Genomic DNA, 19,737 nt, shown 5'->3' with positions numbered 1-19,737 from the left:
GCCCCCCGCCGCGGCCCCCCCCCCCCCCCTCCCCCGGCGGTTGTTTTTGTGGGGGGGGGGGGGGGGGGCGCGGGCCCGCCCCCCCCCCCCCCCCCCCCCCCCCCCCCGGGGGGTGACCGTGACGTGCATGCATGACCCGCAGTAAGGGGTGGTCCGGAGGGAACGCCTGCCGTTGCCGCCGGAGGGTCACGGGACCGTGCGTGGCCCGTACCGGAAAGGGTTGGGGAGAACCGCCTGCCGCAAGCCGCCCCTCACACCTTTTCGGACTGGTCCCAAGAGCGTGTCGAAGCGGTAAAATGGACAGCTATGGGAGCGCTCCCAAACGCGCTCCCACGCCGGCCGGCGCCCCACCGGCCGGGACCGACGGCGACGGGGGAGGACCTGTTGCGCTACGGGCATTTCGACGATGAGCAGCGCGAGTACGTCATCGATCGGCCGGACACACCATTGCCGTGGATCAATTACCTCGGCACCGACTCCTATTACGGGATCGTGTCCAACACGGCAGGTGGCTACTCGTTCTACCGTGACGCCCGGCTGCGGCGGCTGACCCGTTACCGCTACAACAACGCGCCGCTCGACCTGGGCGGCCGCTACGTCTACGTGCGGGACGACGAGAGCGGCGACTACTGGTCGCCGTCCTGGCAGCCGACCCCGGAGCGGGAACTCGACGACTACGAGTGCCGGCACGGCCTGTCCTACACCAGGATCAGCTCGGCGCGCGGCGGCGTCCGCGCGGAGACGCTCTACTACGCGCCGCTCGGCGAGACCCTCGAGGTCTGGCGGGTCCGGGTCACCAACGAGCGGGACACCGCGGCCGAGCTGTCGCTGTTCTCGTCGATCGAGTTCTGTCTGTGGGACGCGCAGGACGACGCCACCAACTACCAGCGCAACTTCTCGACCGGCCAGGTCGAGGTGGTCGACGGCGTGATCTACCACAAGACCGAGTACCGCGAGCGCCGCAACCACTTCGCCTATTTCGCCTGCTCGGAGCCGCTCAGCGGGTTCGACACGCAGCGCGAGGCGTTCCTCGGGCCGTACCGCGGCTGGGATCGCCCCACCGCCGTGGAGAAGGGCGCGGCGACGAACTCGATCGCGCACGGCTGGCAGCCGATCGGCAGCCACCAGGTGAAACTCTCCCTCGCGCCGGGCGCCACCCGCGAGGTGATCTTCGTGCTCGGCTACGCGGAGAACCCCAAGGACGACAAGTTCGACCCGCCGGGCTCGCAGACCCTCAACAAGACCCGCGTCCGGCCTCTGATCGAGCGGTGGTTGCGGTCCGAGCAGGTGCAGATGGGGTACGAGGACCTGCGCGCCTACTGGGACGAACTGCTCGGCGGGATCCACGTGCGGACCCCCGACGGCGACACCGACCGGATGGTGAACGTCTGGAACGCGTACCAGAACATGGTCACCTTCAACATGAGCCGATCCACCTCGTTCTACGAGTCGGGCATCGGCCGTGGCATGGGTTTCCGTGACTCCAACCAGGACCTGCTCGGTTTCGTGCACATGGTGCCGGAGCGGGCCCGGGAGCGGATCCTGGACATCGCCGCCACCCAGAAGGCCGACGGCGGGGCGTACCACCAGTACCAGCCCCTCACCAAGCGCGGCAACAACGACATCGGCGACGGCTTCAACGACGATCCGCTGTGGCTGATCCTCGGCGTCGCGGCGTACCTGAAGGAGACCGGCGACCACACGTTCCTCGACGAGCAGGTCACGTTCGACAACGTCCCGGGCAGCGAGGCCCCGCTCTACGAGCACCTGCGGCGGTCGCTGAAGTACACCCTGGACCGGCTCGGCCCGCACGGGCTGCCGCTGATCGGCCGGGCCGACTGGAACGACTGCCTCAACCTGAACTGCTTCTCCGACACCCCGGGCGAGCCGTTCCAGACCACCGAGAACGCCAGCGGCGGGGTCGCCGAGTCGGTGTTCATCGCCGGCCTGTTCGTGCTGGCCGCCAAGGAACTGGCGGTGATCGCCGGGCTGCGCGGGCAGGACGGCGAGGAGGCGGTCTACCGGGCGGCGGCGGAGAAGATGGCCGGGACGATCAGCGAGCACGGGTGGGACGGGGCCTGGTTCCGGCGGGCGTACGACTTCCACGGCAACGTGATCGGCTCCGGCGAGAACGACGAGGGGCAGATCTTCATCGAGCCGCAGGGCATGTGCGTGCTCGGCGGGGTCGGCCTGGAGGACGGGCTGGCCGCGCGGGCGCTGGACAGCGTGGCGGACCGGCTGGCCACCCCGCACGGGATCGTGCTGCAGCAGCCGGCGTACTCCGGCTACCGGATCGAGCTGGGCGAGATCTCCTCGTACCCGCCCGGTTACAAGGAGAACGCCGGCATCTTCTGCCACACCAACCCGTGGATCATGATCGCCGAGACCATGGTCGGCAACGGGGACCGGGCGTTCGACTACTACAAGCGGCTCAACCCGTCGGCGCGGGAGCAGATCAGCGAGACACACCGCTGCGAGCCGTACGTCTACGCCCAGATGATCGCCGGCAAGGACGCGCCGACCCACGGCGAGGCCAAGAACTCGTGGCTGTCCGGCACCGCCGCCTGGAACTTCGTCGCGATCACCCAGTGGATCCTGGGCATCCGGCCGGACTTCGCGGGCCTGCGGATCGATCCGGTGCTGCCGTCCGGCTGGCCCGGGTTCGAGGCGGTCCGGCGGTTCCGGGGCGCCACGTACGAGATCAGCGTGCGCGGCACCGGCCGCGTCGATCACCTGCTGGTCGACGGGGAGCGTCTCGACGGGAACCTGATCCCGCCGGCCGCTCCGGGCAGTGTCGTACGGGTGGAGGCGATCCTGGCCTGACGGTCAGACCAGCGTGTTGATTTCGGGCGTCCTGGACGGCCGAAATCAACACGCTGAACCGGGGACGACCAGCCCGGACTCGTACGCGATCACCACCGCCTGCGCCCGGCTGGACAGCCCCAGCTTGGTCATCACCCGGTTCAGGTGCGTCTTCACGGTCGCCTCGCCGAGGGTGAGGTCGGTGGCGATCTCCGCGTTCGACCGGCCGGTGGCGACCAGGCGCAGCACCTCCACCTCCCGGCCGGTCAGCGCGGACAGCGTCTCCGGCGTGCAGCCCCGCGTGCCCTCCCGGGTGTACGCCTCGATCAGCCGCCGGGTCACGCTCGGCGCGAAGATCCGGTCCCCGGCGGCGGTGGTGTGGATGGCCGCGAGCAGCCGCTCCGGTTTGATGTCCTTGAGCAGAAAGCCGCTGGCACCGTTGCGGAGTGCCGTGTACACGTACTCGTCGAGGTCGAACGTGGTCAGGATGAGGATGCCGGGCGGCTCCTTCGGCGCGGCGGCGAGGATCCGCTCGGTGGCGGCGACCCCGTCCAGGCCGGGCATCCGGATGTCCATCAGCACCACGTCGGGCCGCAGCTCGGCGGCGAGGGTCACGGCCGCGACGCCGTCGGTGGCCTCGCCGGCGACCTCGAGGCCGGGCGCCGCCCGGATCAGGGCGACGAGCCCGGCGCGGATCAGGTCCTGGTCGTCGACGACGAGCACGCGCGTCATTCACGGCCCTTCCGGATCATCCTCCGCGGCCGGGTGGCTCACTGCGGAGCTCGGGTACGGAAGCGTAGCCGAGACCTCGAAACCGTGGGGGACACGCGGGCCGGCGGTGAGCGTCCCGCCGTAGAGGGCGGCGCGTTCCCGAAGCCCGAGCAGGCCGTGCCCGGTGCCGGGACCCGGGCTGCCGGCGGTCCCGTCGTCGGTGACGGTCAGGTGCACCGCCTCCGGGGTCACCCGCACGGTCACCGCGGCCCGCGCCGGGCCGGCGTGCTTGAGCGCGTTGGTCAGCGACTCCTGGACGATCCGGTAGGCGGTGAGGGCGACGCCGTGCGGCAGCGCCCGCAGCGGGCCCTCGACGGTGAGGGTCACCGGCAGTCCCGCGCTCTCCACCCGGCTGATCAGGTCGGGCAGCCCCTCCAGGCCGGGCAGCGGGCGCCGGGTGTCGGACTCGTCGGCGTCGTCCGGCTCCCGGCCCAGCCGCAGCAGCCCCAGCGTGCGGCGCATCTCGTCGAGCGCCTCGGTGCTGGTGTCCAGCACGGCGTCGAGGGCGGTGTCGGCGGTCTCCGGATCGGAGCGCAGAACATACCGTGCGAGGCCGGCCTGCACCGAGATCACCGACATGTGGTGCGCGACCACGTCGTGCAGCTCCCGGGCGATCCGGACCCGCTCGTCGACCAGGACCCGGCGGGCCAGCTCGGCCCGGTCCCGGCGCAGCTCCTCGGCGGTGCGGGCGAGTCGCGCGTTGCTCTCCGCCAGCTGCCGGGCGCCGTGCCCGACCCGCCAGACGACCAGCGGGATCGCGACGGCCTGAGCCAGCACGCTCGCCATCGACGAGCCGGGGCTGACCAGCCCGGCGTAGATCCAGACGAGAGCGCCGATCGCGATCCCGGTGGGCGCGGCCCAGAGCGGCCCGACGGCGGCCGCGGTGTAGAAGGCGAGCAGCATCGGGTACGCCGCGACGACCGGCCAGTAGCCGAGGGAGATGTAGAGGATCCAGACCGCGCAGCCGGTCAACATCACCGTGGTGGGCATCCGGCGGCGGAACGCGAGCGGCAGGCAGATCCCGGCGATCAGCAGGACCGCCCACACGTCGAACGGCTTCCACTGGGCGGTCGGGGTCTCCCGCCCGAGCAGCAGGCTGATGAATATCAGCGCGGCGGCGGCCGCGGCGTCGGCGGCGATCCGGTAGCGGCCGGTGAGGATCCGCCACAGTACCTGCATCGACGCACGATAACGCGATGATCGGCGAACATCGTCCCGCTGTGGGGGGATGCCGTCTACCACAGAGGTTTACCCCGGGATCCCGCCCTGGGTGGACGGCGCGGCGCGGAGCGGAGATTAACGTCGATGCATGACGGATCTCTGGTCAGAGCGTGACCCCGGCGCCGGGTGGTGGGTGGCCGCCCTCGGTGCCGTCGCCGGCGTGATCGTGGCCCTGTGCGCGACCGGCCGGGCCGGTGTCGTCGCGATCGTCGTCGCCGTGCTCTGCGGGTGCTATGTGATCTTCCGGTCGCTCGGCGCCGGAGACGCGCCCGCCGGCCTGATCGGCGTGATCGCCTTCCTCGGGGTGGTGGTCGCCCTCACCGCGGTGATCGGGGCCGGGGTGCGGCTGTTCTCGACGGGGATGACCCACCGGTTCACCGGCGCCGAGGTGGTCGCGCACGTGCCGGGGGACTGCGGCCTCGAGGGCGGCGGCCGTCGCCGCGGCGGCAACGACATCGACATCCGATGCGCGGGCGCGACCTGGACGGCGGACGGCGCCGCCGTGACCGGCGCCGTGGAGGTCGACGCGGCCGACACGCCGGAGCGGGTGGGCGCCCCGTTCGACGTGACCGCCTGGGCGGTGGGCGACCGGGCGACCTCGGAGACCCTGATGGATGACTACGCGATCTGGCTGGCCGGGCCGGTGCGGACGCCGTGGTGGGTGATCCCGGCCGGGCTGGTGGTGACGATCGCCGCGCTGGCCGGGCAGGGCGCCCTGGTGTCGTCACGGCGCCGGCGGCTGGCCCGCGCCCACGGCTGGGACTACCGGGCCTCGGTCGCCGAGCTGCCGGCGGAGCTGCCACTGAAGGCACCCGCCACCGAGGTGCTCACCGGCGTGCGCGACGGCGTGCCCGCGATGATCTTCACCGCCGCGACCGGCAAGGACACCGAGATCGTGTACGCGGTCGAGGCGCTGCCGTTCGAGCTGCCACCGGCGACCTTCGGGCCGTACCGGGTGGGTGGCCGCTGGGTGCTGCGGTCCGGGCCGACGAGCATCGGGACGGCGGATCTGACGGCCGGGGTCGACGAGGTGCGCCGGTTCGCCGACGACCTCGTCGCGGCCGCCCAGGAGGACCGGGTCGACGAGCTCATGCAGCGGCTGAACGCCGCGAGTTCAGCGGGGAAGCCGTAGGCCCGACATGCCGCCGTCGACGGCCAGGGACATCCCGGTGGTCGCGCCCGCCGCCGGGCTCACCAGGTATTGGATGGCCGCGGCCACCTCGTCGGCGCTGACCAGGCGCCCGGTCGGCTGCCGCGCGGCGAGTCGCGCCTTCTCGCCTTCCGGGTCGTCGGTGCGGGCCAGCAGCCGCCCCACCCACGGGGTGTCCACCGTGCCCGGCGCCACGCAGCACACCCGGATCCCGTCGCTGACCAGGTCCGCGGCCATCGCCAGGGTCAGCGCGTGCACCGCGCCCTTCGACGCCGAGTACAGCGCCCGCTGCACCAGCCCGGCGGTGGCCGCGATCGACGACAGGTTCACGATCACCGGGCTCCGGCTGCGCCGCAGGTACGGCAGGGCGGCCCGGCTGGCCCGCGCGATCCCGGTGACGTTCACGTCCAGGACCCGTGCCCACTCCGCGTCGTCGTTGTCCTCGACGGTCCCGACCGCGCTGATCCCGGCACTGTTGATCAGGAAATCGATGCCGCCGTACGCGTCCGCCAGCTCCGCCATCGCCGCGTCCAGCGATGCCCCGTCCGATACGTCGCACGTGATGGCGTGACCGGTCCCCGGCTGCAGGTCGAGGACACCGACCTTCGCCCCGGCCAGCGACAGCCGCCGGGCGCAGGCCGCCCCGATGCCCGAGCCGCCGCCGGTGATCGCCGCGACGAAACCGTTCAGCTCCATGCCGCCCCCTCCGGGTACGCGTACCGGACCAGCGACTCGGGCCGCATCCGGGTGGAGAAACCGGGCGCCGACGGGGCCCGGTAGGCGCCGTTCTCGATCACGACCGGGTCGGTGAAGTGTTCGTGCAGGTGGTCCACGTACTCGATGACCCGGTCGTCGAGACTGCCGGAGACCGCCACGTAGTCGAAGAAGGACAGATGCTGCACCGCCTCGCACAGGCCCACCCCGCCCGCGTGCGGGCAGACCGGTTTCCCGTACGCGGCGGCCAGCAGCAGGATCGCGATGTTCTCGTTGACCCCGGCCACCCGGCAGGCGTCCAGCTGCACGAAGTCGATCGCGTCGGCCTGCAGCAACTGCTTGAAGACGACCCGGTTGGCGACGTGCTCGCCGGTCGCGACCCGGATCGGGCCGCCGTCCGGAGCCGACGTCGCCAGGGCGCGGCGGATCGCGGCGTGACCGAGGATGTCGTCCGGGCTGGTCGGTTCCTCGATCCACCACGGGTCGTACGGCGCCAGTGCGGTCATCCAGTCGATCGCGTCGGCGACGTCCCAGCGCTGGTTGGCGTCCACGGCGATGCGGACGCCGGGACCCACGGCGGCACGGGCGAGCGCGAACCGGCGTACGTCGTCGGTCCGGTCCGCGCCGACCTTGAGTTTGATCTGCCGGAAGCCGTCGGCGACCGCCTGGTGGGCCAGGCGTTCGATCTTGTGATCGGGGTAACCGAGCCAGCCCGCCGATGTCGTATAAGCGGGATACCCGATGTTCCGGATGTGCTCCGCCCGGGAAGAACGGCCCGGCGCGGCGTCGGTGAGAAGATCGCGGGCGGCGCTGGGGGTGAGGGCGTCGGTAAGGTAGCGCCAGTCCACCAGACCGACCAATTGGTCGGGCGACATGTCGGATAAAAACTCCCAAAGCGGCTGCCGCGCGGCAGTGGCGACCAGGTCCCACGCCGCGTTGATCAAGGCTGCTGCCGCCAGGTGCATGACCCCCTTCTCCGGCCCGAGCCACCGCGTCTGCGAGTCGTGGGTGAGCTTCCGCGAGAAGTCGCCCATGTCGGAGACGTCACTGCCGATGATCAACGGGGCGAGAGCGTCGATGGCCGCACGGCACACCTCGTTGCCACGCCCGATGGTGAACGTGAACCCGTGCCCCTCGGAACCGTCGTCCGCCCGGACGATCACGTAGGCCGCGGAATAGTCCGGATCCGGGTTCATCGCATCGGAGCCGTCGAGTTCGCGGGAGGTCGGAAACCTGATGTCGTACGACGACACCGAGGCGATCCTCATCCTTTGACCACGCCGTTGCGCTGCCGACCCAGCCCGTCGATCTCCATCTCCACCACGTCACCCGGCTTGAGGAACGGGAACCGGCCGGACAGCGCCACCCCCTCCGGCGTCCCGGTGTTGATCAGGTCGCCCGGCTCCAGCACGGTGAACTGGGAGAGGTGCCAGATCAGGAAGCCCACGTCGAAGATCATGTCGGCGGTGCTGGAGTCCTGGCGGGCCTCGCCGTTCACCCACGAGCGCAGCCGCAGCGGGAAGGTCAGCTCGTCCGGCGTGACCAGCCACGGACCGAGCGGGTTGAACGTCTCGCACGACTTGCCCTTGGACCACTGCCCGCCCGAGCGGTCGAGCTGGAACTCCCGCTCCGACACGTCGTCCACCAGCACGTACCCGGCCACGTGGTCGAGCGCCTCGGCCGGTGAGGACAGGTAGCGGGCGGTCTTGCCGATCACCACGCCCAGCTCCACCTCCCAGTCGGTCCGCCCGGACCCGCGCGGCAGCAGGATGTCGTCCTCCGGGCCGACGATCGTGTTCGGCGCCTTGTAGAAGACGATCGGCTCGGCCGGGGGAGTGGCCCCGGACTCGGCCGCATGCGCCGCGTAGTTCTGCCCGATGCAGAGGATCACGCTTGGCCGGGCGATCGGCGGCCCGACCCGGCCGCCGTCCACGTCCGCCGGCGGCAGCGCGGCCGGATCACCCTGGTAGCCGCCCGCGGCCAGGAACGCCCCGTCGATGTCGGCGGTCACCGGGGACAGGTCGTAGAGGGCGCCCTCGGCGTACAGCACGGGACGTTCCGCGCCGGGGGCGCCCACCCGCAGGTATCTCAACTAGAGCTCCAATCCATAGACACGGGCGGCGTTGCGCCCGAAGATCCCGGCGGGGCGGCCGCCCAGGACGGTTGTCAGCGCGTCGATGACCTGCTGGTACGTGGCGACCGCGGTGCACACCGGCCAGTCCGACCCGAAGATCAGGCGGTCCGGGCCGAAGAGATCCACGGCGATTTCGGCGTACGGGCGCAGGCTGTCGGCGGTCCAGCCCGGCCCGGCCTCGGTGACCAGGCCGGACAGCTTCGCGGTGACGTTCGGGAGGGCGGCGGCCGGGGCGATCAGATCCCGCCAGCGTTTCACCTCGCCGGCGGCGATCGGCGGCTTGCCCAGGTGGTCGATCACGAACGTGGACCCGGGCAGCGCGGCCGCGGCCCGGGCCACCGACGGCAGCTGCGGGGCGCGTACCACCAGCTCGTTGACCAGGCCGGCGGCGGCGACGGTGGACAGCCCGGCCCGTACCCCCGGCTGGTCCAACAGGTCGTCGGGACCGGCCTGCACCTGATCGCGAACCCCGGCCAGAAGCTCTCCGCCGGGTCGCCGGCGAAGTCCGGACAGGGTGGTCGCGAGATCCGGATCGGACAGTGCCGCCCAGCCGACGACCGCCGCGATCTCCGGGGTGGCGGCGGCCAGCGCCAGGAACGCGACGGTCTCGGCGAGGTCGCACCGGCCCGCCTCGACCAGGACCGTCCGGTGCACCCCCGCCGCGGCCAGGTGCGGGCGCAGGTCGGCGGCGGTGAAGTCGCGGCGCAGCGGTTCCTGGCCGGGTTCGGCCAGCCAGGGGTAGTCGGCGGTCCAGAAGTGCTGGTGGGCGTCGATGATCACGGAACGGGCACCTCGGGATCGAGCAGCCAGGCGGCGGTCAGGTCCCGCCACAGGCTGCCGGGGATCTTCACCGAGGCCATCGCGACGGCGTCCGCCGCCTCCTCCGGCGAGCGCATGCCGACCAGGACCGACGCGACGGCGGGATGACCGAGGGGGAACTGGAGGGCGGCGGCCCGCAGCGGTACGTCGTAGCGGTCGCAGATGCGTTCCATGGCCTGGGCGCGGGCCAGGATGTTGGGCGGGGCGGGCTGGTAGTCGTAGGTGGCGCCGGGGACCGGGGCGGCCAGGACGCCGGAGTTGTAGACCCCGCCGACGATGACGGAGATTCCCCTCTTCTCGCATTCCGGAAGCAGCTCGGCGAGCCCGGACTGGTCGAGCAGGGAGTAGCGGCCGGCCAGCAGGAAGCAGTCGAAACGTCCGGTCCGGGCGAATTCCACCAGCATCTCGGACTGGTTCATGCCGGCGGACACGGCTCCGATCGCGCCTTGCCTTTTCAGCTCGGCCAGCGCCGGGAGTGCCTCGTCGCGGGCCTGCGGGAAGTGGTCGTCGGGGTCGTGGAGGTGCAGGATGTCGACCCGGTCCAGGCCGAGTCGTCCGAGGCTCTCGCGGTGCGAGGCGTACACGCCGTCGGCGGAGAAATCCCAGACCGGGGCGGCCGCGGCGTCTTCCGCCCAGATGCCCGGCGGGCCGGATGATCCGGGCCGGATGCGGCGGCCGACCTTGGTGGCCAGGGTGAAGCCGGACCGCTCGCGCAGGGCGGTGCCGGCGCGCCGCTCGGACAGGCCGGAACCGTACAGCGGCGCGGTGTCGAAGAACCGCACCCCGCGACGCCACGCCTCGTCGACGGCGCCCGCCGCGGTGCGGTCACCGACCGCCGCATAGAGTCCTCCGATCGGCGCCAGCCCCATGCCGAGCCGGGTCACGGTGACATCGGTGCCGCCCAGCGGCACCCGTGCGAATGGATCCACGACCGGGTCCTTTCGTAGATCCTATAGGATCTACGAAACTGTTTAATGGCTGTCGATGCCTGAGTCAACCCGTCGAGGAGAGATGATCCGCCGCTCAGTCCTCAGCGACGACGTCCACGAGTCGCTGAAGTCGCTCATCCTGGACCACCGGCTCGCCCCCGAGGACCGGCTCAACATCGACGCCCTCGCCCGTGAGCTGGACGTCTCGCCGACCCCGGTCCGCGAGGCCCTCGCCCGGCTGGAGTCCGAGGGCCTGGTCCGCAAGCGCCCGCTCGCCGGTTACACGGTCAGCCCGCTGCTCACCCGCGACGAGTTCAACCACATGTTCGACATGCGGGTGATCCTGGAGGGCCCGGCCGCCCGCTGGGCCGCGCTCCGCGCCTCCGGCGACGACCGCGCGGCGCTGCTCGACGAGGCGGGCGCCCCCTTCCCGGCGGCCGAGGCGGAGCCGGACGGGCGCCGATCGCACGCGCTGTTCACCGCGCTGGACGCCCGGTTCCACGATCTCGTCGCGGCCGGCGCCGCAAACCCGCTGCTGCGCGACGCCATCACCCGGTTGCACGCCCACCTGCACATCCACCGGCTGTACTTCCCCTACGCCGAGACCCACACCACCCTCGCCGAGCACCGGCTGGTCGCCGACGCGATCATGGCCGCCGACCCGGACCGCGCCGAGGCCGCGATGCTGGCCCACCTCAACGCCGCCCGCGACCGTCACCTGCGCGCCTTCGGTTGAAGATCAGGTCCGGCGCCGCTGTCGACGCCGCGGACACCTGGAGACCACCCTGATCGGGTTCATCGACACCGCCCTCGCCGCGCAGAACGCCGTGGTCGCGGCCCGGTCTTCGTCGGCGGCATCAGCAACCACCCCGACCTGCAACAGCCGGTACGGCCTGCCGGGCGCCTGGACCGACCGGGTGCTGGCCCGCTTGCGCTTCTGGTGTGTTGAGTTCGGCCGTCATATGCGCCGTAACTCCACACGCCGGGAAGTTCTCAGGAGCGGCCGGGGCGGGTCGATGTCGTGCGGTATGCGCCGCCGCGGAGATTCGTCCTGGCCGGTCTCCCTCGGTTTCGCCGTGGTGGCCGCCGCCTTCGCCTACGGCTATCTGACCGGCGGCGTGCAGGTGCGTACCGGCCTGATGCTGCTCTCCTGCCTGCTCGCCGCGGGCGCGATCACGGTCGGCATGCGCCGGCACCGGGTCACCGATCAGCGCCCCTGGCTGCTGGTGGTGATCGCGCTGGGGCTGCTCACGGTCGGCAACGTGGGCTGGTTCCTGGCCGCGCTGAGGTACGGCGACAACACCCCGCCACCGAGTCTGCTGGTCGTCCCGCCGCAGCTCGCCGGGTACGTGTTCATGCTGGCCGCCAGCCTGATGATCGTGCTCCGGCACGCCCCCCGGGACGCCAGCGGCACGATCGACGCCGCGGTCTGGGGCATCGCGCTGGCCGCGCCGGTCTGGGAGTTCGGGTTCCGGCCGCACATGCTGGCCGCCGGAGCGGACCCGTTCACCCTGTTCCTGGTGCTCACCCAGCTGCTGGTGCTGCTCGGCATCTGCGGCTCGCAGCTGCGGGTGGCGCGCGGCAGCCGGGCCGCCCGGGCCTGCCTGATCTACCTGTTCGGCGCGCTGGGCTGCACGATCGCCGGGATCGCGCTGGTGCACATCGGGCCGGCCGGCGGGCAGTACGTGTCGCTGCCGTCGCTGTGTTTCGCCGTCGGCTATCTCGCGCTCGGTGCGGCCGGCCTGCACCCGAGCGTCAAGCAGCTCAGCGAGCCGGCCCAGGGGTTCGGGCTGTCCGCGCCGAAGCTGCGGCTCGGCCGGCTCGGCGCGGCGCTGCTGCTGATCCCGTTCTGCGGTGGCATCGGCCAGCTGCTCGGCCAGCCCGCGGACGGTCTGCTGCTCACCCTCGCGCCGGTGCTCAGCATCCCCCTCGTCCTGATCCGGATCAGCCGGCTCAAGCACGCGCTGGTCTACCAGGCCACCCACGACGAGCTGACCGGGCTGGTCAACCGGCGGCACCTGTTCGGCGAGATGCAGAAGGCCATCGCCGCGCACGCGGACGGGGCGCCGGGCGACCTGGCGCTGATCTACTGCGACCTGAACGGGTTCAAGCCGGTCAACGACGAGCACGGGCACGAGGCGGGCGACGCGATCCTGCGGGCGGCGAGCCGGCGCATCACCGAGGCGGTGCGGCCCGGGGACGTGGTGGCCCGGATCGGCGGCGACGAGTTCCTGATCTTCTGTACGCGGGCCGACGCGACCGCCGTACAGCTGCTCAGTGACCGCGTCGCCGCCGGAATCGCCCAGCCGGTCGCCTGGGGTGACCAGAGCCTGCGCGTCACCGCCGCCATCGGCGCGGTGACCTGGACCGAACGCCGCCTGGTCGCCCCCGACGAACTGCTCGCCGCCGCCGACGCCCGGATGTACGCCGACAAACGCCGCCGCGCCGGCTCAGCGCAGCGCGGGCAGCACCTTCGCGCCGAACGTCTCGATGAACGGCAGCAGGTCCTGCCCGACATGATGCAGATAGATCCGCTCGAAGCCGAGCGCGGCATAGCCTCGTAGCCACGCGACGTGCTGTTCGGTGTCAGCGGAGATGTTGACCGCCTTCGCCACCTGGTCGACGGTCACGTTCTCGGAGACGACGTCGAACTCCTCGGCGGTCGCCAGGTCCCAGCAGACCGGGGGCTGGAAGATGTTGCTGCGCCACTGGTCGTGTGCGATCGACTCGGCCTCGTGCTGACTGTTCGCCCAGCTCAGGTGCACCTGCAGGCAGATCGGGCCGCGGCCGCCGGCCTCCCGGTAAGCGGAGATCATCTCCTTCAGGTGTTCCTCCGGGGCGTTGACGGTGACCAGGCCGTCGGCCCATTCCGCGCACCAGCGGGCGGTCTTGACGCTGATCGCCGCGCCGATCAGCGGCGGGGTGACGGCCGGCCGGGTCCACAGGCGGGCCCGGTCGACGGTGACCAGCCCGTCGCGGGACACCTCCTCCCCGTTCAGCAGGTCCCGGATGACGTCCACCGACTCGCGCAGGCGGGCGTTGCGGACCTCCTTGCGCGGCCACTTCTGTCCGGTGATGTGCTCGTTGCTGAACTCGCCGCTGCCCAGCGCCGCCCAGAACCGGCCCGGGTACATGCTGCCCAGGGTGCCGATCGCCTGCGCGATGATCGCCGGGTGGTAGCGCTGGCCGGGCGCGTTGACCACCCCGAACGACAGGTTCGTCGCCTGCAGCGCGGCGCCGAGCCAGGCCCAGGCGAAACCGGACTGGCCCTGGCGGCTGCTCCACGGCGAGAAGTGGTCGGAACACATGGCGGCGTCGAAACCGGCGCGCTCGGCCGCGATGACCGCGTCCAGGAGCGCGCCGGGCTGGATCTGCTCGTGCGAGGCGTGGATGCCGTACTCCGTCATGGAGCGGTTACGTACCCACTATTCGGGCGCAACGACCAGGATTCCCAGGCACATCTCGTCGCTGGTTCCCTCGCCCCACACGACGTACCGCGAAGGCAGTGACTGCAACTGCGGCAACTGCTTGCGCAGCGTCGCGTCGTGGGTGCAGGTGACCCGTACCGTGTCGCCCTCGGTGATCGTGATCGGTTTCGCCAGCGGCAGCAGCGCCTGGTCGTCGAAGTCGTACCGCGGCACGTCCAGGACGGTCTGCGCCTTCGGCGTGCCCGGATTCAGCTCGACCTTGATCGAACGGCCCAGCAGGTGCATGTGCCCGGCCGCCATGTAGACCGTGCCGCCCTGCCGGATCGGCTGGTCACAGCTCTGCGTGTTGCCCGGTTTCGGCGCCCCGCCCTGATTGCACCACTGGTTGAGCTGCTGCACCTGCTCCACGGAGTCGGCGCCGAACCGCTTGCCGACGTCAGCGATCGCGGCCGCCCGGTCACAGAGCGGCCCGGTGCCGACCGGCTCGCAGGGCAGCTCGATCGGGGCCATCGCCAGGCTGGTCTCCAGCGGCTTGAGCGCGGACGCGCTGGACAGCCGCATCTTCATCCCGGAGGCGTCCGAGCCGGGGCCGCCGTCGCCCGCGCCGAGCAGATTGTAGTGGATCTGCATGACGAGCTTGGCGCCCGGCGGCATGGTGAACCCGAACCCGTCCGGCATCAGGGTCTCGCCGGCGCCCGGCGCCCAGTGCGCCACCCAGGCGGTCTCGCCCTGCACGCCACTGTCACCGAAACACGTCCAGCCCTCGCCGGGGGCGTCCGCGTCCACCTTCTCGGCGGCTTGCGCCTGCTCCGGGCTCAGCCGGTAGAAGATCGCGTGGTGGACGATGGCCGCGTTCTGCGGGAGGAACTGGCTGCCGGTCAGGAAAGCCGGCTCGGTGAGCTGCGGGTCGACGACGAAGCACCGGTACTCGTCGGTGCCGCCGTTCGGCGCGGCGGGCGTGTAAGGCGTGCTCAGGCCCACGTCGACGAACCGCTCACCGGCCCGCAGCGCACTCGGCGGCGGGGCCGAGCCGGCCGTGTGCCCGGCATGCGAGCCGGCCGTCGACGGGGGCGCCGCGGTGGGCGTCTCGGGACGGGAGCCACACGCGGCGAGAGTGAGGACGACGGCCGACAGGGCGACGGTGGTGAGACGAGCGAACCTCATGGCGGCCTCCCTGGCCAGGCGACGAGACCCGCCCATCCTCCCAACTGTCACCGCCGCGGCAAATCGGTGGTAACCCGGATGATCGTCATCTTGGGATCATCAGGGTTTGTTCAGGGTGATGTCGTCGTGGGCTGTGGTGCCTGCTCGGTCGGAACCGGCGCCATCGGCCCGGTATCGGCGGGCGCCGGGCCGTCGTCGCCGCGGACGAGGAAAAGCGCGGAGCCGAGGCAGAGGGCGAGCAGCGAGAGCACCGCGAACCCGGCGAGCGACAGCCACAGCACCCGTGTGCCGGACCGGGCGGGCGCGGTGCGCGGGGGCGCGGTCCACGGGGGCGGCGGCGGAGCCGGGGTGACCGGGGGCAGGTCCGTCTGGGTGTCGGCGGCCGCGACGATGCTCTCCGGGTCGCCGAGACGGTCCAGGATCGTGCGGACCTCGGCCTCGGTCCCGGTCTCCGACTCGGCCCGCGCGATCTCGATGTGCTCGCGCAGATCCCCGAGCAGCTCCTCGCGGCGCGCGGCCGGCAGGCGGCTCGCGGCCCGCTCCACCCGGGCCAGGTAGGCGGCCACCAGCTCATCGGTCTGGGTCATCATCAGATCTCCGTTCCCAGGATGCGGTCGACGCCGCTGCGAAAAGCGACCCACTCGGTGCGGAAGTGGGTGAGTGCCGCCTCGCCGTCCGGAGTCAGGGTGTAGTAGCGCCGCGGCGGCCCGGCCGGGGCCTCCCGCCAGGTGGTCGCGATCCGGCCGTTGCGCCGCAGGCGGGAGAGCAGCGGGTACATCGTGCCCTCGCTGGTGGTCATGCCGAGACCGGTGCTCAGTTGCTGCACCAGCTCGACGCCGTAGAGCTCGCGCTTGCCGAGAAGCGCGAGCACGCAGTATTCGATCGTGCCCCGGCGCAGGGCCGTGGTCAGTGCCGCGTCATCGCTCACCGCCACAAGGTACCTTGCAGTGCAAGGATAAGACAAACAGAGAAGGGGGCCGAAGCCCCCTTCTCGTCCTACTGCACGCGGAACGTGGCGTCCGCCTTCTCCGTCGCGGTGCTGATCGGGTCGACCCGCAGCAGGTAGTTGTAGTGCCGCAGATAGCGGGTCGGGTAGTTGTACGACTGGAACGACGACCAGGAGCCGTCAGCCAGCCCGGCGACCTGCTTGAACGTCGCGTCCGCCGCGAACGTCGCGGTGCCGTCGTTCGCCGCGAGCACCCCGTCGTACCCGTAGTGCCGCAGGTAGTGGCCCGGGTAGTTGACCGACTCGAACGACACGTACCCGGAGCCGTTGGCCAGGCCCGGGACGATACGGAACTGGCTGTCCTGGACCGGGCTCACGTTCGCGTCGATCCGGACGTCGAAGTTGGAGTGCCGCACGTACCGGGTCTGGTTGTTGTACGACTGGATCCGCTTCAGGGTCGTCGTCGAGGCGCCCCACTTGGCCAGCACCCGGCTCTCCTCGGCGGCGGTCAGGTTCAGGATCGATCCGTGCCGCTTCTTGTTCGTGCCGAGGCTGTAATCGGTACGGGTGGCGAAGTTCGCGGTGCTGCCCAGGTTGGTGGACCGTACCGGCATGTAACCGCGGCCGGTCGCGTACTGGTCCACCCACAGGTGCCACTCGTTCGTGCCGTTGGTCTGCGCCCACATCGGGCCCTCGACCACGTTGCCGCCGGTGGCGCCGTTGGAGATGCCGAGGCGCTGCAGGTCGCCGATCCTCGTCCACGCGCCCAGGATCGTGTTGCTGCCCTCGATGGTGATCTGCCCGTCGGCCGACGCCCGGTAGTACCGGTAGCCGCCGAGACTGTTCGCCACCTCGATGATCTGGGTGTCGATGATGCCCTGGCCGGTGCCCCGGTCGATGTAGAGCTGCGGGGCGGAGACGGTCCGGAAGTCACTGGTCCGGACGTACCAGATGCGGTGCTTGGTGACGCCGTTCAGCGCCGAGTTGGTGGCCCAGTAGATGACGTAGTCGTTGGTGGCCGGGTTCCAGATCGCCTCGGGGGCCCACGCGTCACCGGCGCCGGAGATGCCGCCGGCCACGTTGACCAGCCGCGGGACCGACCAGTTGACCAGGTCGGACGACTCCCAGACGACCAGGTTCTTGCTGCCCTTGGTCGAGGCGTCACCCCAGGAGGTGCCGCTGGCGATCCGCAGGTCGGTGGCGATGATCCAGTACTTGTCGCCGTTCGGGGAGCGGACGATCGCGGGGTCGCGGACGCCCTGGGTGCCCACGGTGGAGAGCAGCACCGGGCCGCCGGCGTTCAGGTCGGTCCAGTTGCGGCCGTCCTTGCTGTGGGCCAGATAGATCTGCTCGCCCCGGGCGGACTCGCCGGTGAAGTGGACCATCAGGTAGCCGGTGAACGGGTCGAGGGCCTGGGCCGGGGCGGCCAGGCCGGTCAGGGTGAGGACGAGGAGGGTGAGGAACGCGCTGACGCGAGTGAGGACGCGGGTCATCGAGACTCCGATTGTTAGCGCTAACGCACGGGGGAATGTTTCGAAGTGTTGACGCCCGTAACTTCCCTGTCAAGAACCAGCCGCCTCGCCCGCTCGTGAGGCGGCCCGGAGAGCCCACCGGGAGTGAGCCTCGGGTCCGGCCGGCCGAAATGTCGCCCGGCCAGCCGGAATGGCGACCGGAGAATCGTTCCCGCGCCATTGTCAATAACGCGATCAGTCGCGCGTGGAGGCAGGTGGGCGGCTGTTTGATCAGCAGGCCGGAACCGGTAAGGTCTGTCGATGCGGTCGTTTATGAAGGCCGTTAAGCCGCCCATAAGAAAAACTTAAAACAATCGAGGAAAAGGACATGCGAGCCCTGCTTGCGGCATCGGTTGCCGCTCTTGCCGTCGTCGCCATGGGAGCGTGCTCCACGCCGGCCGCGGACCCCGCCGCCCCGGCGCCCGGCCAGCAGGTCGCGGCGGGCTCCTCCGCCGCGCCGTCCCCCTCCGTCGTGAGTGCCGCGCCCGGGAAGAGCGCCGCGCCCGGGGGAAGCGCCGCGCCGAGCGCCACCCCCACAAAACCCGCGACAGCCGCCACGGGGTGCGCGCGGCCCGCCGCCGCCAAGCCGGTCGCCAAGGTCACCACGGTCAGCCTGCCGGCCAAGGTCGCCGGGTACGGGTCCGAAGGCGACACCGACGACCTCCCGATGGCCCTCGCGGCCCGTCCCGACGGCGGTTCCTGGCTCGCCTGGCTCGGCACCGACGGCAAGGTCCACCTCGGCAGGCTCGGCTGCGACGACAAGCTCACCGGCACATCGACCAGCTTCACCGGGATCGATCTGCAGGACGTCCAGGCCGACGCGAACGGCGGCGTCATCCTGCTCACCCGCAAGGGCAACTGCGGCGGCGGGTCGCTCTGCGGCGGCACGTCCAGTCCGTGCAACACCATGCACATGATCCGGTTCGACAACAACGGCAAGCTGGTCTGGGAACGGCAGGTCACGAACCTGACCGGCGGCCGCACCGGCTACGACGACGGCGCCCGGTTCATCTGGTGGTACCAGCACCACGGGCGGCTCGCGACCAACGGCTCGGACTGGGCGGCGTACTTCGGCGTCGCCATCACCGTCAAGAACGGCGCCTGCGTCGACATCCACCAGGGAGACCGAATCCAGGTTGTGAGCGCTAACGGCAAGCTCCTGACCAGCCATAAGGACGCCGCCGAGGTCGGTTGCAGCCACGCCTGGAACTCCCGGATCGTCTGGGATCCGCGTACCAGACGATTCGCCGCGGTCTGCGCCACCGACAACGAATGCCGGATCGCGCAGCCGAACCCGTACCGCACCGTCGCCGCCGGAACCTGCGACGGCACCCTCTTCGGCGGCGACCTGATCCTCGCCGAGGGCAAGGGTTACTGGACGGCGTGGAGCCAGGGCGGCCAGGTCCGCCTCGAACGCTTCACCACCGGGAAATCCACCGCCACCGTCCGGACCGGCGTCGCCTCCGCCCACCCGCACCTGGTCTCCTACGGCCCCGGCCGGATGCTGCTCTCCTGGCAGTCCGGTTCGAGCATGGCCGCGCAGGTCTACGACGCCGGCACCGGCAAGACCGTGGGCGGCCGCCTGACCCTCGCCGTCAAGGACCACTCCTACCAGGCGTTCAAGTCGTACGCCGACGGCAGCGCCGCCTACCCCGCCACCGGCGGAACGAACACCACGATCAAGATCGCGCGGGTGCTGCCCCAGGCCTGACGGTTCCCGCAGGGCCGCCCTCGCTTCCGGGTGAGGGCGGTTTCTCGTACGCTCGTCCCAGCCCCCAAAAGCACACAAACCGTTCCGCGACCCCCGGTGCGAGGTCCGCCCCACCGCACGGGCCAGCCGAAGATCTTGTCCGGCTGGCTCTCATGGCCGTCTCCCGCCCGTCGAGACAGCCATGAGAGCCAGCCGGACACTCGCGGCCCGTTTCGCGAGCCGTCGTTGAGGCCGGTCATCGGGTTCGGGTGGGGTGGCTGGGCGACGGCTGAGGCGGTGGGAGGTTCGTGGGCCGTCGTTGAGGCCGGTCATCCGGAGCCCGTGGCCGGTCTCGGCGACGGCTGAGGCGGTGGGAGGTTCGCGGGCCGTCGCTGAGGCAGGTTACCCGCAACCAGTAGCCGGTCTCAGCGACGGCTCACGATCGCGGGGTAGCGGTG

Annotated in this window: 17 protein-coding genes; 5 read left to right on the top strand and 12 right to left on the bottom strand. The window is 71.3% G+C overall.

What is annotated here, in order from left to right:
* Positions 1-306: 306 nt before the first annotated feature.
* Entirely contained in the window at positions 307-2,823 is a 2,517-nt protein-coding gene (locus ACZ3II_RS32880; RefSeq protein WP_465522634.1) for a glycoside hydrolase family 94 protein, read from the top strand.
* Positions 2,824-2,868: 45 nt separating this feature from the next.
* Here the strand turns inward: ACZ3II_RS32880 and ACZ3II_RS32875 are convergent, their stop codons facing one another.
* Positions 2,869-3,534 carry a response regulator gene (locus ACZ3II_RS32875; protein ID WP_465522632.1) on the bottom strand — a complete coding sequence of 222 codons (666 nt, stop codon included), beginning with the start codon at positions 3,532-3,534 and terminating at the stop codon, positions 2,869-2,871.
* Positions 3,535-4,752: a sensor histidine kinase gene (locus ACZ3II_RS32870; RefSeq protein ID WP_465522630.1), complete on the bottom strand. Its 1,218-nt coding sequence runs from the start codon at positions 4,750-4,752 to the stop codon at positions 3,535-3,537.
* Positions 4,753-4,882: 130 nt separating this feature from the next.
* On the opposite strand from ACZ3II_RS32870, the gene ACZ3II_RS32865 reads away from it, so the two are divergent.
* Complete coding sequence (locus ACZ3II_RS32865; protein ID WP_465522629.1) at positions 4,883-5,926, top strand: hypothetical protein; 1,044 nt, start codon at positions 4,883-4,885, stop codon at positions 5,924-5,926.
* On the opposite strand, the gene ACZ3II_RS32860 is transcribed toward ACZ3II_RS32865, so the two are convergent.
* The 5 genes from ACZ3II_RS32860 to ACZ3II_RS32840 are packed head-to-tail and all read right to left on the bottom strand — an operon-like array spanning position 5,909 to position 10,540.
* The gene (locus tag ACZ3II_RS32860) at positions 5,909-6,640 is read right to left on the bottom strand and encodes an SDR family NAD(P)-dependent oxidoreductase (RefSeq protein WP_465522628.1); all 732 of its coding nucleotides are present in this window, start codon (positions 6,638-6,640) and stop codon (positions 5,909-5,911) included. The genes ACZ3II_RS32865 and ACZ3II_RS32860 overlap by 18 nt on opposite strands.
* On the bottom strand, positions 6,631-7,926 hold the full coding sequence (locus tag ACZ3II_RS32855; RefSeq protein ID WP_465522626.1) for an enolase C-terminal domain-like protein: 1,296 nt from the start codon (positions 7,924-7,926) through the stop codon (positions 6,631-6,633). Before ACZ3II_RS32855 ends, ACZ3II_RS32860 begins: the two co-directional genes overlap by 10 nt.
* Positions 7,923-8,750 (bottom strand): fumarylacetoacetate hydrolase family protein, encoded by an 828-nt coding sequence (locus tag ACZ3II_RS32850; protein ID WP_465522624.1) that lies wholly within the window; start codon positions 8,748-8,750, stop codon positions 7,923-7,925. Before ACZ3II_RS32850 ends, ACZ3II_RS32855 begins: the two co-directional genes overlap by 4 nt.
* Positions 8,751-9,572 (bottom strand): amidohydrolase family protein, encoded by an 822-nt coding sequence (locus ACZ3II_RS32845; protein ID WP_465522622.1) that lies wholly within the window; start codon positions 9,570-9,572, stop codon positions 8,751-8,753.
* A complete protein-coding gene (locus tag ACZ3II_RS32840) occupies positions 9,569-10,540 on the bottom strand; it encodes an aldo/keto reductase (RefSeq protein ID WP_465522620.1) in 972 nt (323 codons plus the stop codon). The genes ACZ3II_RS32845 and ACZ3II_RS32840 overlap by 4 nt, the downstream gene beginning before the upstream one ends.
* Before the next feature lie 82 nt (positions 10,541-10,622).
* Between ACZ3II_RS32840 and ACZ3II_RS32835 the strand changes: the two genes are divergently transcribed.
* Entirely contained in the window at positions 10,623-11,276 is a 654-nt protein-coding gene (locus ACZ3II_RS32835; protein ID WP_465522618.1) for a GntR family transcriptional regulator, read from the top strand.
* A 292-nt stretch (positions 11,277-11,568) separates the two neighbouring features.
* Positions 11,569-13,104, top strand: coding sequence for a GGDEF domain-containing protein (locus ACZ3II_RS32830; RefSeq protein WP_465522616.1), 1,536 nt, complete (start codon positions 11,569-11,571; stop codon positions 13,102-13,104).
* On the opposite strand, the gene ACZ3II_RS32825 is transcribed toward ACZ3II_RS32830, so the two are convergent.
* From ACZ3II_RS32825 to ACZ3II_RS32805, 5 genes are all read right to left on the bottom strand, one after another.
* Entirely contained in the window at positions 12,991-13,947 is a 957-nt protein-coding gene (locus ACZ3II_RS32825; RefSeq protein WP_465522614.1) for a TIGR03885 family FMN-dependent LLM class oxidoreductase, read from the bottom strand. The genes ACZ3II_RS32830 and ACZ3II_RS32825 overlap by 114 nt on opposite strands.
* A gap of 18 nt (positions 13,948-13,965) precedes the next feature.
* Positions 13,966-15,132, bottom strand: a complete 1,167-nt coding sequence (locus ACZ3II_RS32820; RefSeq protein WP_465522612.1) for a monooxygenase — start codon at positions 15,130-15,132, stop codon at positions 13,966-13,968.
* A 110-nt stretch (positions 15,133-15,242) separates the two neighbouring features.
* On the bottom strand, positions 15,243-15,722 hold the full coding sequence (locus ACZ3II_RS32815; protein WP_465522610.1) for an HAAS signaling domain-containing protein: 480 nt from the start codon (positions 15,720-15,722) through the stop codon (positions 15,243-15,245).
* Positions 15,722-16,060, bottom strand: coding sequence for a PadR family transcriptional regulator (locus ACZ3II_RS32810; protein WP_465522608.1), 339 nt, complete (start codon positions 16,058-16,060; stop codon positions 15,722-15,724). The genes ACZ3II_RS32815 and ACZ3II_RS32810 overlap by 1 nt, the downstream gene beginning before the upstream one ends.
* Positions 16,061-16,128: 68 nt before the next feature.
* The gene (locus ACZ3II_RS32805) at positions 16,129-17,571 is read right to left on the bottom strand and encodes a glycoside hydrolase family 43 protein (protein ID WP_465522606.1); all 1,443 of its coding nucleotides are present in this window, start codon (positions 17,569-17,571) and stop codon (positions 16,129-16,131) included.
* Between the two features lie 346 nt (positions 17,572-17,917).
* On the opposite strand from ACZ3II_RS32805, the gene ACZ3II_RS32800 reads away from it, so the two are divergent.
* Positions 17,918-19,300: an SPOR domain-containing protein gene (locus ACZ3II_RS32800; protein ID WP_465522604.1), complete on the top strand. Its 1,383-nt coding sequence runs from the start codon at positions 17,918-17,920 to the stop codon at positions 19,298-19,300.
* The last annotated feature ends 437 nt before the right edge of the window (positions 19,301-19,737 follow it).

Source organism: Actinoplanes sp. NPDC019969 (assembly GCF_055562375.1).
Note: the sequence above shows the minus strand (reverse complement) of the source record. Positions and strands in the feature narration are given on the sequence as shown.

Bases quoted from the DNA above. Each gene is read 5' to 3' on its own strand.
- ACZ3II_RS32815 (WP_465522610.1), bottom strand. From the start codon at position 15,722: ATGATGACCCAGACCGATGAGCTGGTGGCCGCCTACCTGGCCCGGGTG.
- ACZ3II_RS32855 (WP_465522626.1), bottom strand. From the start codon at position 7,926: ATGAGGATCGCCTCGGTGTCGTCGTACGACATCAGGTTTCCGACCTCC.
- ACZ3II_RS32880 (WP_465522634.1), top strand. From the start codon at position 307: ATGGGAGCGCTCCCAAACGCGCTCCCACGCCGGCCGGCGCCCCACCGG.
- ACZ3II_RS32825 (WP_465522614.1), bottom strand. From the start codon at position 13,947: ATGACGGAGTACGGCATCCACGCCTCGCACGAGCAGATCCAGCCCGGC.
- ACZ3II_RS32830 (WP_465522616.1), top strand. From the start codon at position 11,569: ATGCGCCGCCGCGGAGATTCGTCCTGGCCGGTCTCCCTCGGTTTCGCC.
- ACZ3II_RS32875 (WP_465522632.1), bottom strand. From the start codon at position 3,534: ATGACGCGCGTGCTCGTCGTCGACGACCAGGACCTGATCCGCGCCGGG.
- ACZ3II_RS32835 (WP_465522618.1), top strand. From the start codon at position 10,623: ATGATCCGCCGCTCAGTCCTCAGCGACGACGTCCACGAGTCGCTGAAG.
- ACZ3II_RS32820 (WP_465522612.1), bottom strand. From the start codon at position 15,132: ATGAGGTTCGCTCGTCTCACCACCGTCGCCCTGTCGGCCGTCGTCCTC.
- ACZ3II_RS32865 (WP_465522629.1), top strand. From the start codon at position 4,883: ATGACGGATCTCTGGTCAGAGCGTGACCCCGGCGCCGGGTGGTGGGTG.
- ACZ3II_RS32805 (WP_465522606.1), bottom strand. From the start codon at position 17,571: ATGACCCGCGTCCTCACTCGCGTCAGCGCGTTCCTCACCCTCCTCGTC.
- ACZ3II_RS32800 (WP_465522604.1), top strand. From the start codon at position 17,918: ATGCGAGCCCTGCTTGCGGCATCGGTTGCCGCTCTTGCCGTCGTCGCC.
- ACZ3II_RS32870 (WP_465522630.1), bottom strand. From the start codon at position 4,752: ATGCAGGTACTGTGGCGGATCCTCACCGGCCGCTACCGGATCGCCGCC.
- ACZ3II_RS32860 (WP_465522628.1), bottom strand. From the start codon at position 6,640: ATGGAGCTGAACGGTTTCGTCGCGGCGATCACCGGCGGCGGCTCGGGC.